Source organism: Priestia iocasae, assembly GCF_016909075.1.
GTDB classification, from domain to species: Bacteria; Bacillota; Bacilli; order Bacillales; family Bacillaceae_H; genus Priestia; species Priestia iocasae.
Genome location: NZ_JAFBFC010000002.1, coordinates 564,005 through 579,364 on the forward strand (window position 1 = coordinate 564,005; position 15,360 = coordinate 579,364).

Below are 15,360 nucleotides of genomic sequence, written 5' to 3' on the forward strand. Positions count from 1 at the left end.
ACGTCAATTCACACATTAGCTTTCTTACTTTCCTTAAACATTAATGAATACAACATCCCTTGCCCGTCTGCCCATTAATAGATGGCATGAAGAAGCAAGGGATGTTGTGTTCAAAGTTAAATCAGGTACTTTTCCGCCTTTTAACTCAAATTCATTTTATTGTTAGAGTCATTAACTAACTTTCTCATTGCTTTCTGCAACCACTGCATCATGAATGTGTTTTTCAAGCTCTAACGTATACTCATTCATTTGTGCTTCGGTCCATTGCAACACATCACTCATGTAACGCACAACATCATTCTTCCACTTTTTCGTCCACTCAATATCAAACAGCATCGATCCTGTACGACGAATGAAAAAGTCAACTGGTGTTGTAGCCATTTCTTCATGAATTCCGTAATACACTTGTAAAAAGACGCTTAGTGGTAAACCACTTTTCTTCAGTTCATCCTGTTGTGTTTCAATATAGCTGTAAAGAACATCAATGTTTGATCCATATCGTTTCACTAGCTTCTCTGCTTGCTCATGTGTAAGACCTAGCTTCATTCCTTTTTTCACGTTGATATCTGTAAATGCAGGTAATCCTTTTGAGCCGCCAACATCTCCACCAGAAATTGGCATGTGCTTCGTTTTAGATTTTCCGAATGTTAAGCCTTCACTTTCTTTTAAGCGCTGTGCAACTAAATCAACAACCATCTGCCCCATTTTGCGGTATCCTGTTAATTTTCCACCTGCAATCGTGATAAGTCCCGATTCTGATGTCCATACTTCATCTTTACGAGAAATTTCAGAAGGATCTTTTCCATCTTCATGAATTAAAGGTCGTAAACCCGCCCAACTAGATTCCACATCATCTTCTGTAATCTTCAGTGTTGGGAACATGTAGTGAATCGCATCAAGTACATAACGACGATCTTCTACTGTCATGCGTGGATGAGCAACATCCCCTTTATAAACTGTATCTGTTGTTCCTACATAAGTTTTACCGTCACGAGGAATCGCAAAGACCATACGCCCATCTGGTGTATCAAAATAGATTGCTTGCTTTAACGGGAAACGGCTTTGATCGATAATTAAGTGAATGCCCTTTGTTAACTTTAACTGTTTTCCTTTTTTTGAGTTGTCTTTTTCACGTAATGAATCGACCCAAGGGCCCGCTGCGTTCACGATTTTTTTAGCATACACGTTATACGATTTACCTGTTAATTGATCGACAATAACTGCCCCAATGACTTTTCCGTTTTCATAAAGGAATTTCTCTACTTTTGCATAGTTCGCAGCCGTTGTGCCACGTTTCACTGCTTCTTTTATTACTTCAATTGTTAAGCGTGCATCATCTGTTTTATATTCTACATAATAGCCTCCACCTTTTAGGCCATCTGTTTTTAATAGTGGTTCTCGCTCAGTTGTTTCCGCTACACTTAACATTTTTCTTCTTTCTGATCGTTTAACACCTGCTAGGTAATCATAGACACGTAGCCCAATTGACGTAGAGAATTTCCCAAACGTTCCTCCTTTATGGATTGGAAGTAGCATCCATTCTGGTGTTGTTACGTGAGGCCCATTTTCATAAACGATTTCACGTTCTTTCCCAACTTCTGCAACCATTTTCACTTCAAATTGCTTTAAGTAACGTAATCCACCGTGTACAAGTTTCGTTGAACGACTTGATGTTCCGGCTGCAAAATCTTGCATTTCCACTAACGCCGTTTTCATTCCGCGAGTTGTGGCATCTAAGGCAATTCCACAGCCTGTAATTCCCCCTCCAATAATAAGTAAATCAAACTGCTGATTATTCATCTCTTCTAATGTATTTAAACGTTTTTGACTAGAAAACATATAGCATTCTCCTTCCATTTTCCATTTTAGACATAAAAAGAGAGACCACAATACACTCCACCCTGCAAATAAGGTGTAAGTGATTGTGGTCTCTCCCGTTCTCCAACCTGTTTATTAACTTGATTTTATTATATCATATCAACCTTGGAAATAAAAGTGCTTCCAATTGTTTCTTGTTATTTATTTAAATGCCATTGTTGCGTGAACAGCTTTTTTCCAGCCTGTATATAATTCCTCTCGTTTCTCTTCGTCCATGTTTGGCTCAAACGACTTTTCCATATTCCATTGTTGAGCAATTTCTTCTTTGTCTTTCCAATAACCTACGGCTAATCCTGCTAAGTATGCAGCTCCTAATGCCGTTGTTTCGTTTACACTTGGACGTTCGACTGGTACATCTAAAAGGTCGCTTTGGAATTGCATTAAGAAATTATTCTTTACCGCTCCACCATCTACACGAAGCGTTTTTAATGTAATTCCTGAATCTGCTTCCATTGCGCTAAGCACGTCTTTTGTTTGATAAGCAAGCGCTTCTAGCGTCGCACGAATTAAATGCTCTTTTGTTGTACCACGTGTTAAACCAAACATCGCACCGCGTACATCACTATCCCAATAAGGTGTGCCTAAACCAACAAATGCCGGCACTAAGTAAACGCCATCTGTTGACTCTACTTTTGTCGCATATTCTTCTGTATCTTTCGCATCTTTTACCATGCGTAATCCGTCACGTAACCATTGAACAGCTGAGCCGGCAACAAAAATGCTTCCTTCTAACGCATATTCTACTTTCCCATCAATTCCCCAAGCAAGCGTTGTGAGTAAGCCGTGTTCAGATGCTACTGCTTGTTCACCTGTGTTCATTAGCATAAAGCAGCCTGTTCCGTATGTGTTTTTTGCCATTCCCTTTTCATAGCAAGCTTGTCCAAACAACGCTGCTTGTTGATCACCTGCTGCTCCAGCAATCGGAATGCTTTGACCAAAGAAATGATAATCAACCGTATGCGCATATACTTCTGAAGAAGGTTTCACTTCTGGCAACATCGATTGTGGTACACCAAGAATCGCTAATAACTCTTCATCCCACTTAAGTTCATAAATGTTAAACATTAACGTACGAGATGCATTCGAGTAATCTGTTACGTGTGCTTTACCACCAGATAACTTCCAAATTAACCATGTGTCAATTGTTCCAAATAATAAGTCACCATTTTCTGCTTTCTCTCTTGCTCCTTCTACGTTATCAAGAATCCATTTTACTTTTGTTCCAGAGAAGTAAGCATCAATAAGCAACCCTGTTTTTTGACGGAATGTGTCATTGTGACCTGCTTCTTTTAGTTCTTCACAAATATCTGCTGTTTGGCGGGATTGCCATACAATTGCATTATAGACAGGCTTTCCACTGTTTTTATCCCATACAACCGTTGTTTCACGTTGATTTGTAATCCCAATTCCTTCGATTTGTTGAGCGGTTACACCTGATTCTGACAAGCATGTTGCAATAACAGCTAAAACGGAACCCCAAATCTCATTTGGATTATGCTCAACCCAACCTGGCTTTGGAAAATGCTGTGTGAATTCTTTTTGAGCTACATGCACAATTTCCCCTTTTTTGTTAAATAACATAGCACGTGAACTCGTTGTTCCTTGATCTAATGATAAAATATACGTTTCCATATTCAATCCCTCACCCTTCTTATTTGCTATATCCTTCTGATAGTTTTGTATCTTTTAATTTAGTTAAAACAAATGTTGCTCCTAATACGATTAGTACTGAGACAATAACTCCCCATAAGCTTGTCCCTACTTTATTTTCAAAAGCGAACTGATAGAATACAGCTCCTAAAGAACCTCCTAGTATTGGGCCAACAACCGGAATCCAAGCATATGACCAGTTAGACCCACCTTTACCTGGTATCGGTAATAGGGCATGTGCAATACGTGGTCCCAGATCGCGAGCCGGGTTAATGGCATACCCTGTTGTTCCACCTAAAGAAAGACCAATACTAACAATTAAAAATCCTACAATTAATGGATTTAAACCCTCTGTAAATTCATTAGCTCCAATGGCTAGTATACCTAACACAAGGATAAATGTTCCAATCGTTTCACTTAACAGGTTCGCAAATGGATTAGCAATAGCTGGTCCTGTTGAAAAGACACCTAATTTTGTAGCTGGATCCTCTGTTGCTTTCCAATGTGGCAAGTAGTGTAAGTAAATAAGTGCTGATCCAATCATTGCTCCTAAAAATTGAGCAGCAATATACATTGGTACATCAGCCCAAGCAAAATCTCCTGTAAATGCTAGTCCAACTGTTACAGCTGGATTCAAGTGGGCTCCACTAATCGTTCCAACTGCATATACAGCCATGGCAACACCTAATCCCCAACCCATTGTAATAACAATCCAACCTGAATTCGCAGCATACGATTTTTTCAAGCTAACCCCGGCACAGACACCTGCACCAAGAACAATTAAAATCATTGTTCCAACAACTTCTCCCCAAAAAGCATTCATGTATACTCCCCCATTTTCACGTAAACGTTTTCGTTATATTGAGGAAAAAAAGAATCCACAAAACACCCATTACTACTATTTATCTTTGGGCACATTGTGGATCTCCTTTTCTCCGTCACAATTATTAACTTGTTTATAAGATTACAAGAGATTGAAAGCGTTGTCAACACTTATTTAAATTGAAATATTCCATAACGTTCGGTCAGAAGTGGTGACGGCTGCAGCTCCTGCACGTAGCGCTTTTAAGACATCCTCTTCAGTACGAATTAATCCTCCTGCTAACACGGGGATGTTCGTTTCATCTTGTACTTCTTGAATCATAGATGGCGCAATACCAGGCAATAACTCAATGTAATCAGGTTTAACCTTTTTAATGAGTTCATAACTTTTTCGTAATGCTGTACTATCAAGTAAAAAAATACGCTGAATCGCATAAATACCTCGTTGCTTTGCTTTTAAGACTACATTTGCTCGTGTTGAAATAAGTCCAGCTGGTTTGTATTCTTGACATAAGAAGTCAACTGCATATTCATCGTGCTTGAGTCCATGAATAAGATCAACGTGGATAATGAGCTTCTTTCCTACTCGCTTTGTTTCATTCATAATCCCTTTTAGCAACCCTAATTGGCTATCTAACAATACGCCATATTCAAAGTCACTTTCTAAAAATTTTTCAAGTTGTTTCATGTCTCGAATTGCTGGCAATACTTGTTGATTGTTAAATCCCATCTTTTTCACTCCACTAGTTTTTCTATTGTTTTATTATGACAAAATTTAAAGAAAAAAACACCCTACAAAAGCAAGGTGTTTAAAGGTTTTTACGTTGATAATTGTCATCATTTCTTATATTTGATGTTATATACATCATGTCGACGGTCTTTTAGCTGACGGACCGTGCCTGATTGACGTTGACGACGTAAAATTTCTAAGTCAACATCCCCAATAACCACCATCTCGATGTTTGGGTTACACTCTCCGACGATTCCATCTCGTGCAAATTCAAAATCTGATGGAGCGAAAATAGCTGATTGTGCATATTGAATATCCATGTTTTCTGTTTGTGGTAAATTTCCAACCGTTCCTGCAATCACCGTATAAATTTGGTTTTCCACTGCACGAGCTTGTGCACAATAACGGACACGTAAATAGCCTTGGCGATCTTCTGTACAGAATGGTGTAAAGATAATGTTCGCGCCCTTTTCTGTTGCAATACGAGCTAATTCTGGGAATTCAATATCATAACAAATTTGAATGGCAATCTTTCCACAGTCTGTATCAAATACTTCAACTTTGTCTCCTGCACTAATTCCCCACCATTTACGTTCATTCGGTGTAATGTGCACTTTGTATTGCTTTTCAATGGTTCCATCTCGGCGGAAAAGATAGGCAATGTTGTAAATGTCGCCGTCTTCTTCAACGAAGTGTGAACCACCAATAATGTTCACATTGTAACGAACGGCAAGGTCAGTAAAGAGCTCGATATACTCTTCGGTAAATTCAGTTAGGCGTTGCACAGCCTTACTTGGTACTTGTTCGTCTAAGAATGACATTAGTTGTGTAGTAAAAATCTCTGGGAATACACAAAAGTCTGCTCCTGCATCAGCGGCCACATCTGTGTAATACTCTACTTGATTTCCAAACTCTTCAAACGAGGAAATTTGCTTCATCATGTATTGGACAACACACACGCGCACTGGGAAAGATGTTTTAAAATGACGCTTTGTTTTACGCACATAGTCCACATTGTTCCATTCCATTAACGTCGCATATTTATTAGAAGCTAAATCATCTGGTAAATATCCTGGATTGATGCGCATTAATGTAAATCCGTTCATAAGCTGAAATGATAGCACTGGATCATAAATTTTATGATGCATCACCTGTTCAACATATTCTCTTGGTGACATTTCATCTGCATGTTTATGATAATTTGGAATACGTCCACCAATGATAATACTCTTTAAATTTAACTCACGAGCCAGATCTTTTCGAGCTTCGTAAAGACGACGACCAATTTTCATTCCACGGTATTCAGGGTGCACCATCACTTCAATTCCATATAGGTTATATCCTTCTGGGTTATGATTGGTGATATACCCTTCATCCGTAATGTCGTCCCATGTATGTTTATCATCGTATTCATCAAAGTTTACAATTAAACTTGAACAAGAGCCAATAATTTCTCCATCGTATTCGGCACAAATTTGACCTTCTGGAAAAATGGACAAATGACTTTCTAAATGCTCTCTCTTCCAAGGTTGCATTCCTGGGAAACATCGCTTTTGTAATGCTAAAATATCATCGATATCTTTATGTTCAATATTGCGAATAATCATCTTCTTCTCAAATCTGGATAAATCTATTGTCGACATGTCAATAACAACCCTTTCAAAAAGCTATTCTTCTATTCCCGTTTTTGATAAAAAGTAAACATTGCTATACCTATTGTTTCTCTTTTTTACAAAAAAATGTCATATGAAGAAGGCGATTTCAAACCACTTCATATGACATCTATTGTTTAATATTTATAATATTTTTTCAACTCATTAATTTTAACAGTTGGTAAGTAACTGACATGCAGTCGTTGTAAATTGTAATCAATATACCTTCCACCCACACTTACAACATTCACACTGCGGTCTACTTCATATACTTTATAAGTCCCTCCAGCTGGTAATGTGCCGACAACTGTGTATTTATCATCTTTCTTTTCTAACAGTGGCATCGGCTTGTAAATTTCCACGTATCCAATCTGACCTTTAGACAGCGTTACATTATTATGGCATACACTCTTACATACAAATGGAGCAGGTGGTGGAGTTGTTGTATAACCTTTTGCTTTTGCAATATCTTCAAATTTTTTAGAGCCGAACTGTCCAATCACTACTTTTGTGTGGAGTTTAACACGATCAAATAGCCATCTCACATCATTATCATACATACGCACACAGCCGGAGCTAACATATTTACCAATAGAACTTGGGTTGTTGTTTCCATGAATTGCATAAGTTGTACCGTATGTACCTCGTGCATTTAAGCCTAACCATCGATCACCTAGAGGATTGTTTGGAGAACCTCCTGGGATGTTTTTTTTGTAATAAGGGCGATTTTTAATTTTATTTACAATGCTGAATGTTCCTTCTGGGGTATAACTCATACTTCGACCTGTAGCAACTTTAAACGTTTTGACGATTTTCCCGTTGTCAAAAAACGCTAATTGATTAGTGGACTTATTAATAATAATCAATTGACCTGTACTACTCGCTTGCACTGTACTCGTAAAACCGGATAATAATAAGATAAAAGCAATAACACTAACCATGACCCTTTTCACCTTTACCATCCCCCTATTTTGTCTCTATAGGGAGAATTATAGATTACTTTTTTTTACAGTTAAACCGTTTCTACCAAAGTTGTCAAAATATTATAAAAACTAACAAAATAGATGATTTTCATTCGACAGTACCTAGTTTTATACTTTCTAACTAGTTTATTCATCTTTTTCATCACTTCTAGACCTTCTTTATCTTTTCCACTTACATAAGCGAACATTACTTCTATAAAGGGTAGACACGTCTGAAACAACGCTTCAAAACTCTTTCACTCTTTTCTTTATCGATTTTATAAGATTTTACTTTCACTTCGTTGTCATCTATAATTTTTTATGAGATTATACCGAATGTGAGGGAAATGTGTGCAAAATCTAAAAAAAGAAACTCTATTATTTGTTTCATGGGGTGTTTCTTTCATCGCTACGCTAGGAAGTTTGTTTTTCTCAGAGATTATGAGATATATTCCTTGTGAACTTTGTTGGTATCAACGGATATTCATGTATCCGCTGGTCATCGTGTTAGGCGTTGCTTATGCGAAGAAAGATTATGGAGTTGCAAAATATGCTCTTCCGCTTTCAATCATTGGAGGAAGCATTTCAATTTATCATTATCTTATCCAAAAAGTACCTGCCTTCAGTTCTGCAGCGATGTCTTGTGGTGTTGTACCATGTATGGGGCAATATATTAATTGGTTAGGCTTCATCACCATCCCATTTTTAGCGCTTACTGCATTTATTATCATTACTGTTTGTCACATTTTTATTATTCGTCAATCTAGGGAGGGGTAAAACGAGTGAAAAAAATTATTATTTTTGCTTCAGTTATTCTTGTTATTTTCGGAGCTCTTGTATTGGTAACAAATATGCAAAATAAAGAAAAAGCAGAAGGAAATCCTTATAATAAAGAAACGATTCATCCTGAAACTGCTAAACAATTAGATGATCCAAACTATCAAAATCAAATTCTACCTGATCAATTAGATCAAGTTATTGATAACAAGGAAACAGCTACCGTTTATTTCTACAGCCCAACATGTGTTCACTGTCAAGCGGCTACACCTGTTGTAGTACCAATGGCAGAAGAGATGGAGATTAATTTGCAGAAATTTAATCTTTTAGAGTTTGATACAATGTGGGATAAATATGGAATTGAATCTACGCCTACCATTATTCATTATGTAGATGGTAAAGAAGTAGATCGCCTTGTAGGTAACCAACCAGAAGAAACGTTTAAAGCATGGTTAGAAAAAACAAAAGAAGCTAAGTAATCAAAAACGCCTGCCTCGTCTATCCAGAAGCATCCCTGGATCAACTGGCAAGCGTTTTTGTTTTTTCCACGTCTAAAGCTAATCTTTAGTTAAGCGCTACTTTATAACTACTAAGCATGTGGTAATCATTTGTCGTTACACAATTCTCTTTAGAGAATTGTTCAATTGAAAACGGAAAACAAAATCCGAATTTTTCTAACTTATGAACATTCTTCTCAAAGATTTTTTGGTGTTTTTTCTCTATTTTTCGGTAACGAATCGTTTGAATAACAGCAATGAGTGCTTGCAAGCTAGACACAATTTGAAGCGCTTCCTCTAACAAACCATTGTATAAATGATTCGTTGATTGTAACGGATTCAATAGGTGAAGCTGTTGTAACTCTGTAAATTCTTGTTCTGAAACATATTGAGGCACTAAATCATACAAAAGATGTTCCGTAAGCTCTTCTATGTACTCTTCTACCTCTGACGGAGCTGCATATGCAATCCTCACTTTTGACCCACCTTTTACATAGATACTGTTTTTCGTTATGTTTAGGATAACATAAAATGTAAACTAGAACTGTAGGTAGTTATTTCCTACTAAAGATTACCTTTTTTACAAACAGTTTATTACAAAAGTAGAAAAAATGAGGTAATTTGAGCAAAATCCTTACAACGAAGCGGTATAACCTTGAATGATTCTCGTATTGTTGAGATGTTATACTTATAGCTAAATAACGTTAGGAAGGTAAAACGATGACATTAATGAAAAAAGGCGAGTGGATTGAAGAAATCATTCCCTCTAATTGGGAAAATCATACCGTGGAAGACTATTTAAAGCAACGATGGAACATGCCTCGTAAAACGCTTCATATTTATCGAATGGAGAAAAAGGTAACTGTTAATGAGAAAACTGTTCCGTGGACAACGTTGCTAAATAAACATGATAAAGTTCAGATGCATGTGTATGAGCCTGAGCATTATGATATGATTGCAACTCCTATTGCACTTGATGTGATATATGAAGATGAGCATATTCTCATTATGAACAAACCGATTCATATGGATACACACCCTAGTTCAAATGAACAAACAAACACACTAACAAACGCAGCAGCCGCATACTTTAACGAGCAAGATTTACTAACTCAACCAAGGCATGTTCATCGCTTAGATAAAGATACATCTGGGGCCATTTTATTTACAAAGTATCCATTAGCAAATGCTTTGTTTGATCAATTATTAGCCAATCGTCACATTAAGCGAACTTATATAGCTCTCGTTCATGGAATAATTCGTCAAGACAAAGGAAGTATAAAGGGAAATATTGGTCGCGATCGTCATCACCCAACGAGAAGACGTGTGTCAGCATCTGGGCAACATGCGCTGACAAACTATCGTGTTCTATTTCGTGACGTAAAGCGAAATGTAACGTTAGTAGAGCTCTCTTTAGAAACTGGGCGAACACATCAAATTCGCGTTCATATGAGTCATTTAGGTCACCCTTTAGTAGGAGACACACTCTATGGTGGTCAGAAATTGAAGAATCAACAGCAATCCTTACATGCTGTTCAGATGACATTTAAACACGCCATTACAAATAAGAACATTCAAGTAGCTGCTTCAGTATCACAAGAACAATTTCAGCCATATCAATCAATTATTGCAAAAACATATTTCTAATTAGGTGAAAAAGTCAGCTAATGCAACAGAAGAAGAAGTTGTGTCGGCTGACTTTTTTACTTCATATCGTACCCTCTCACTGCTTCACACAGGTTCATTATTAAGAACGAATAGCTCGTTTTCTTTTTTCTTTTATTTCTTTCAAGAAAAAACACTTAACAAATCATATCGACTTATGTATAATACATCTATAGAAAACAAATGTTTTTACTAGGAGGACATCATGAAGAAAATCGGATTGTTACCTAGAATTGTACTTGCTATTTTACTAGGTATTGGGATTGGTAGTATCGCACCTGAAGGGTTCGTTAAAATATTCGTTACATTTAATCATATATTTGGTAACTTCTTAGGATTTGCGATTCCATTAATTATTATTGCATTTATTGCCCCAGGTATCGGGGAAATCGGAAAAGGGGCTGGAAAATTCCTCGGCTTAACAACAGGTCTTGCTTATTTATCAACAATTTTAGCGGGTCTACTTGCTTTTGTTGCAGCAAAAAGCTTATACCCAATTATTTTAAATACGAGTCAAGGCGCAGCAATGCTTGAAAATCCAGAGGAAGTCTTATTAAAGCCTTTCTTTGAAATTGAAATTCCAGCAATAATGGGCGTCATGACAGCTCTTATTCTTGCCTTTACATTAGGATTAGGAATGGCAGCCATTAAGGGAAATGCATTATCAAATGTCATGGTTGAATTTCGTAGCATCATTGAACTTGTCATCTCAAAGGTAATTATTCCACTATTACCTCTTCATATTTTAGGAATCTTTGCAAATATGACATATGGTGGACAAGTTCAAACAATTATGTCAGTATTTGCAAAAGTATTCATTATGATTATTGTGTTACACACACTCATGCTTGTTTTACAATATACAGGAAGTGGCTTATTATCTCGTAAAAATCCTTTTAAAATGCTCAAAACAATGCTTCCTGCTTATTTCACAGCGATTGGTACACAGTCTTCTGCTTCAACAATTCCTGTAACGCTTCAACAAACGAAGAAAAATGGGGTACGTGAAAAAGTAGCAGATTTCTCTGTTCCATTACTCGCTACAATCCATCTGTCTGGTAGTACGATTACTCTTGTATCATGTGCAATGGCAGTGATGTTACTAAATGGCATCGATTCAACTTTCTCTATGATGATGCCATTCATCTTGATGCTTGGTGTCACAATGATTGCAGCTCCTGGTGTTCCAGGGGGAGCCATTATGGCAGCGGCTGGTCTTTTACAAACAATGCTAGGTTTTGACACAACAATGGTTTCATTGATGATGGCTCTTTACTTGGCACAAGATAGTTTTGGGACAGCTTGTAACGTAACTGGTGACGGTGCGATTGCAAATCTAGTAGATACATTAACTTCAAAAAAGAGTGAAGGCTTAAAAGAGGTTAATCAAGCGAGTTAATAAAAAGGAGACGTCATATATAATATATGACGTCTCCTTTTTATTAGAAGTCGAAGTTATCTGGATCTGGACCAACGCGTCGATCTTCATTTAACGCATTGATTTTGTCCATATCTTCTTGCGCTAACTCAAAATCAAAAATCGTTGCATTTTCAACAATGCGGTGTTCTTTGATTGATTTTGGAATGGTTACAACTTCGTTTTGTAAATCCCAACGCAAAATAACTTGAGCAACCGATTTATTGTATTTTTCACCGATTTCTTGTAATGTAGCGTTATCTAATAGCTCACCTTGCATTAATGGTGACCATGCTTCAAGCTGAATACCTTGCTCTTTACAGAATACCTGAAGCTCTGTTTGTGTTAAACGAGGATGATATTCTACTTGGTTCACCATTGGCTTTACTTCAGCATCCTCTAGTACATCTTCTAAATGATGAACTTGGAAGTTACTTACACCGATAGCGCGAACGCGACCATCTTTATAAAGCTTTTCAAGCGCCTTCCATGTTTCTTTGTACTTGCCTTTTACTGGCCAATGAACTAAATATAAATCTAGGTATTCTAATCCTAGCTTTTGTAAGCTTGTTTCAAATGCTTGTAATGTAGACTCATAACCTTGGTCTGCATTCCATACTTTCGTTGTAATAAATAGGTCCTCACGAGCAACACCTGATTCTTTAATTGCTTGACCTACCCCTTCTTCATTTCCATAGATTGCTGCTGTATCAATGCTACGGTAACCAGCTTTAATCGCTGCTTTTACAGAATCAACAACCTCTTGTCCTTCTTCTACTTTAAATACCCCTAAACCAAACCAAGGCATCTCAACACCATTATGTAATGTTGTGCAATCTGTTAAACTTTTCACCATGATATTACCTCCCATTATGGAAACTAAAAGCAACCCTATTTTCTCACAAAAACTTCCTATAACAAAACTTTTTGCTTCACCGAAAAGCGCAAGGCACTTGATCAGCGACGTACAAACTGGACTAAGACGTATGAGATATAGAAAACACGGCGAACAACGTGAGTCGATGTTGCCTTATCGCAAGGAGGTGCGGGAAGTTTGCTAGTCGCTAGTGCCTGAAGCTAGACATCAACGAAAAGCGTAAGGCACTTGTCCAGCGACGTACAAACTGGACTAAGCCGTATGAGATATAGAAAATCCCTTGCCTCTCTATCCATCGTTACTGGATTTTGAGGCAAGGGATTTTGCGTACTGAGTCAAACAGGGGTGTTCTTTGCCCCTGTTCTCTCAGCCTCTTTCTTATTGCTGTTCCTGTTCATCATTTACTTTAAACTGACGAATGGTTTGAACGAGAACTTCACTTGCTTCTTGAAGTTGTTCAGCTGATTGTGAGACAGTTGAAATCGCACGGATTTGTTCTTCCGTTGAAGCTGTAATTTCTTCTGTTCCTGCTGCTGATTGTTGAGCAATGGCTGCAATACTTTGAATGGACGAAACGACGTCTTCTTTTGTTTCATCAATCGCATCCATATGTTCTACAACGGTTTGAATCGATGACACTACCTCTTCAATTGTCGATGCGATGGTACGGAAGGCATTTTCTGTGTCCGTTACAACCGCTTCTTGTAATTTTGAGATTTCATCTGTACGTTCAAATTCTTGATGAGCCTTTATAACTTCTCCTTGAATGCTTGCAATTGTTTGACGTACTTTCTCTGTTGCACTTGATGATTGTTCAGCTAACTTTCGAACTTCATTTGCTACTACCGCAAATCCTTTTCCATGCTCACCTGCTCGTGCTGCTTCAATGCTTGCATTAAGAGCTAAAAGGTTTGTTTGATCCGAAATAGCATTAATTGTATGAATGATGTATTCAATCTCTTTCATTTTGTCGGTTAAATCTTTCATAACGCTTTGAACCGATTGAACAACTTCTAATGACTCATTTGTTTGTTGTCGAAGCGTCGTGACTTGCTCTAATCCTTGCTTATTCGCTTCTGCCGCTTGACCTGATAAAACGGTAATTTGTTCATTTTGTGTAATAACACTTTCAATTTTAGAGGATAAATCCATTGTTTTTGAGTTTGTGCCATCCGCATCAGATGCTTGTTGACTCGCACCTGTTGCAATCTCTTGAATAGCACGCCCAATCTCCTCACTTGAAGCTGTAGCTTCTTCCGACACTGCACTTAGATTTTCAACGGAGAATTTTACACTTTCAACAGACGTCTGAACGGTACTAATAACCTGCTTCATATTTTTAGCCATTTCATTGAACAAGACTGTTAATTCACCAATCTCATCCTTTGATTTTGTTTCAATATGAACCGTTAAATCACCATTCGCTACTTTTTCAACTTCTTTTTTCAAACGAGAAATTGGATTTGTGATTGTACGAGAGATGAAAATAGTTAAAATAACTGCTAATACAAGCCCCACTCCAGCTACAATCATCATCATTTTAAAGATATTTTGAGCACTCACAAGCATATTGTCATAAATATATGCAAATCCTACTTTCCAGCCTGTTGATTCAATGGTGTCATAGGCTAATACACGATCTTGATTTTGAAATTCATACTGAAGATAACCAGATGGCTTCCCTTCTGCATACATCTTTTTAATAAACGGAAAGTCCATTAAATTATTACCAGCTTCTGTTGGATGAGCAAGTGCTGTACCTGTTTCATCAAATAAAAAGCCATAACCTTTATAACTAACGTTCACTTGCTCTATTATTTTATTTAATGTTCCTAACTCTAAGTCTGATGCAACAACACCAAGTAATTGCTTGGATTCCGGATCAGTTACTGCTTTAGCAATGGTAACGACTATTTCTCCTGTGCTGGCATCTTCATAAGGTTCTGTATAAATCACTTCATTTGGATTGTTCTTTGCTTGAATGTACCAACCTCTCCCTCTAGGATCATAGCTAGCATCCATCGTAACTTGAGGAACAGAAAACAGCCCTTTTGACTCTGCCCCAATATATTGAAGGGCAATGTTTGGATATTGTTTTGTAAATGTTGCAAACTCTTTTTCTACCGTTGGCCATGTAAAATAACCGTTTTCTCCTTCTTTTGTTTCACCATTTTCTTGACGTAAAAAATTGATAACAACATCGTTTTGACTAAATTGATTAATATGACCACTATACATATTTAGATACAAATTGATGTTTCTCTTTACCTCTTGAACCATCGTTTGTGATTGTACTTTTACGTTCTCTTCAATTTCTTTTTTCGTAAACTGATACGCTCCTCCTGAAACAAATAAAAGAAGAAGTGTAATAAATAACGTAAATGACACTACAAGCTTTGTGCTTACTCTTCGCATGTTCTCACCCTTTTCCTA

13 protein-coding genes are annotated in these 15,360 nt (G+C 37.3%); 4 read left to right on the forward strand and 9 right to left on the reverse strand.

All coding sequences use genetic code 11. From position 1 onward, the window contains the following. Positions 1-171: 171 nt before the first annotated feature. From JOC83_RS07870 to JOC83_RS07895, 6 genes are all read right to left on the reverse strand, one after another. Positions 172-1,839, reverse strand: a complete 1,668-nt coding sequence (locus JOC83_RS07870) for a glycerol-3-phosphate dehydrogenase/oxidase (protein ID WP_205185969.1) — start codon at positions 1,837-1,839, stop codon at positions 172-174. Between the two features lie 180 nt (positions 1,840-2,019). Continuing rightward, positions 2,020-3,510, reverse strand: coding sequence for a glycerol kinase GlpK (gene glpK / locus JOC83_RS07875; RefSeq protein WP_205185971.1), 1,491 nt, complete (start codon positions 3,508-3,510; stop codon positions 2,020-2,022). Positions 3,511-3,529: 19 nt separating this feature from the next. Further along, a complete protein-coding gene (locus tag JOC83_RS07880; protein WP_205185973.1) occupies positions 3,530-4,351 on the reverse strand; it encodes an MIP/aquaporin family protein in 822 nt (273 codons plus the stop codon). A 174-nt stretch (positions 4,352-4,525) separates the two neighbouring features. Next, positions 4,526-5,080: a glycerol-3-phosphate responsive antiterminator gene (locus JOC83_RS07885; protein WP_205185975.1), complete on the reverse strand. Its 555-nt coding sequence runs from the start codon at positions 5,078-5,080 to the stop codon at positions 4,526-4,528. A 107-nt stretch (positions 5,081-5,187) separates the two neighbouring features. Further along, positions 5,188-6,723 carry a GNAT family N-acetyltransferase gene (locus tag JOC83_RS07890; protein WP_205185977.1) on the reverse strand — a complete coding sequence of 512 codons (1,536 nt, stop codon included), beginning with the start codon at positions 6,721-6,723 and terminating at the stop codon, positions 5,188-5,190. 146 nt (positions 6,724-6,869) lie between these two features. Continuing rightward, positions 6,870-7,694 carry a L,D-transpeptidase gene (locus JOC83_RS07895; RefSeq protein ID WP_205185979.1) on the reverse strand — a complete coding sequence of 275 codons (825 nt, stop codon included), beginning with the start codon at positions 7,692-7,694 and terminating at the stop codon, positions 6,870-6,872. Between the two features lie 351 nt (positions 7,695-8,045). Between JOC83_RS07895 and JOC83_RS07900 the strand changes: the two genes are divergently transcribed. Beyond that, positions 8,046-8,471, forward strand: a complete 426-nt coding sequence (locus tag JOC83_RS07900) for a disulfide oxidoreductase (RefSeq protein ID WP_205185980.1) — start codon at positions 8,046-8,048, stop codon at positions 8,469-8,471. Positions 8,472-8,476: 5 nt separating this feature from the next. Beyond that, positions 8,477-8,950, forward strand: a complete 474-nt coding sequence (locus JOC83_RS07905; protein ID WP_205185981.1) for a DUF6568 family protein — start codon at positions 8,477-8,479, stop codon at positions 8,948-8,950. 85 nt (positions 8,951-9,035) lie between these two features. Here the strand turns inward: JOC83_RS07905 and JOC83_RS07910 are convergent, their stop codons facing one another. After that, positions 9,036-9,443 carry a DUF5365 family protein gene (locus JOC83_RS07910; protein ID WP_205185982.1) on the reverse strand — a complete coding sequence of 136 codons (408 nt, stop codon included), beginning with the start codon at positions 9,441-9,443 and terminating at the stop codon, positions 9,036-9,038. A gap of 245 nt (positions 9,444-9,688) precedes the next feature. Here JOC83_RS07910 and JOC83_RS07915 point away from each other — a divergent pair, with 245 nt between their 5' ends. Next, on the forward strand, positions 9,689-10,615 hold the full coding sequence (locus tag JOC83_RS07915) for an RluA family pseudouridine synthase (protein WP_205185983.1): 927 nt from the start codon (positions 9,689-9,691) through the stop codon (positions 10,613-10,615). Between the two features lie 223 nt (positions 10,616-10,838). After that, positions 10,839-12,032, forward strand: coding sequence for a dicarboxylate/amino acid:cation symporter (locus JOC83_RS07920; RefSeq protein ID WP_205185984.1), 1,194 nt, complete (start codon positions 10,839-10,841; stop codon positions 12,030-12,032). Positions 12,033-12,075: 43 nt separating this feature from the next. Here the strand turns inward: JOC83_RS07920 and JOC83_RS07925 are convergent, their stop codons facing one another. Continuing rightward, the gene (locus tag JOC83_RS07925) at positions 12,076-12,906 is read right to left on the reverse strand and encodes an aldo/keto reductase (protein ID WP_205185985.1); all 831 of its coding nucleotides are present in this window, start codon (positions 12,904-12,906) and stop codon (positions 12,076-12,078) included. A gap of 399 nt (positions 12,907-13,305) precedes the next feature. Continuing rightward, positions 13,306-15,342, reverse strand: coding sequence for a methyl-accepting chemotaxis protein (locus JOC83_RS07930; RefSeq protein WP_205185986.1), 2,037 nt, complete (start codon positions 15,340-15,342; stop codon positions 13,306-13,308). Positions 15,343-15,360 lie beyond the last annotated feature (18 nt).

Bases quoted from the DNA above. Each gene is read 5' to 3' on its own strand.
- JOC83_RS07870 (WP_205185969.1), bottom strand. From the start codon at position 1,839: ATGTTTTCTAGTCAAAAACGTTTAAATACATTAGAAGAGATGAATAAT.
- glpK (WP_205185971.1), bottom strand. From the start codon at position 3,510: ATGGAAACGTATATTTTATCATTAGATCAAGGAACAACGAGTTCACGT.
- JOC83_RS07880 (WP_205185973.1), bottom strand. From the start codon at position 4,351: ATGAATGCTTTTTGGGGAGAAGTTGTTGGAACAATGATTTTAATTGTT.
- JOC83_RS07885 (WP_205185975.1), bottom strand. From the start codon at position 5,080: ATGGGATTTAACAATCAACAAGTATTGCCAGCAATTCGAGACATGAAA.
- JOC83_RS07890 (WP_205185977.1), bottom strand. From the start codon at position 6,723: ATGTCGACAATAGATTTATCCAGATTTGAGAAGAAGATGATTATTCGC.
- JOC83_RS07895 (WP_205185979.1), bottom strand. From the start codon at position 7,694: ATGGTAAAGGTGAAAAGGGTCATGGTTAGTGTTATTGCTTTTATCTTA.
- JOC83_RS07915 (WP_205185983.1), top strand. From the start codon at position 9,689: ATGACATTAATGAAAAAAGGCGAGTGGATTGAAGAAATCATTCCCTCT.
- JOC83_RS07920 (WP_205185984.1), top strand. From the start codon at position 10,839: ATGAAGAAAATCGGATTGTTACCTAGAATTGTACTTGCTATTTTACTA.
- JOC83_RS07925 (WP_205185985.1), bottom strand. From the start codon at position 12,906: ATGGTGAAAAGTTTAACAGATTGCACAACATTACATAATGGTGTTGAG.
- JOC83_RS07930 (WP_205185986.1), bottom strand. From the start codon at position 15,342: ATGCGAAGAGTAAGCACAAAGCTTGTAGTGTCATTTACGTTATTTATT.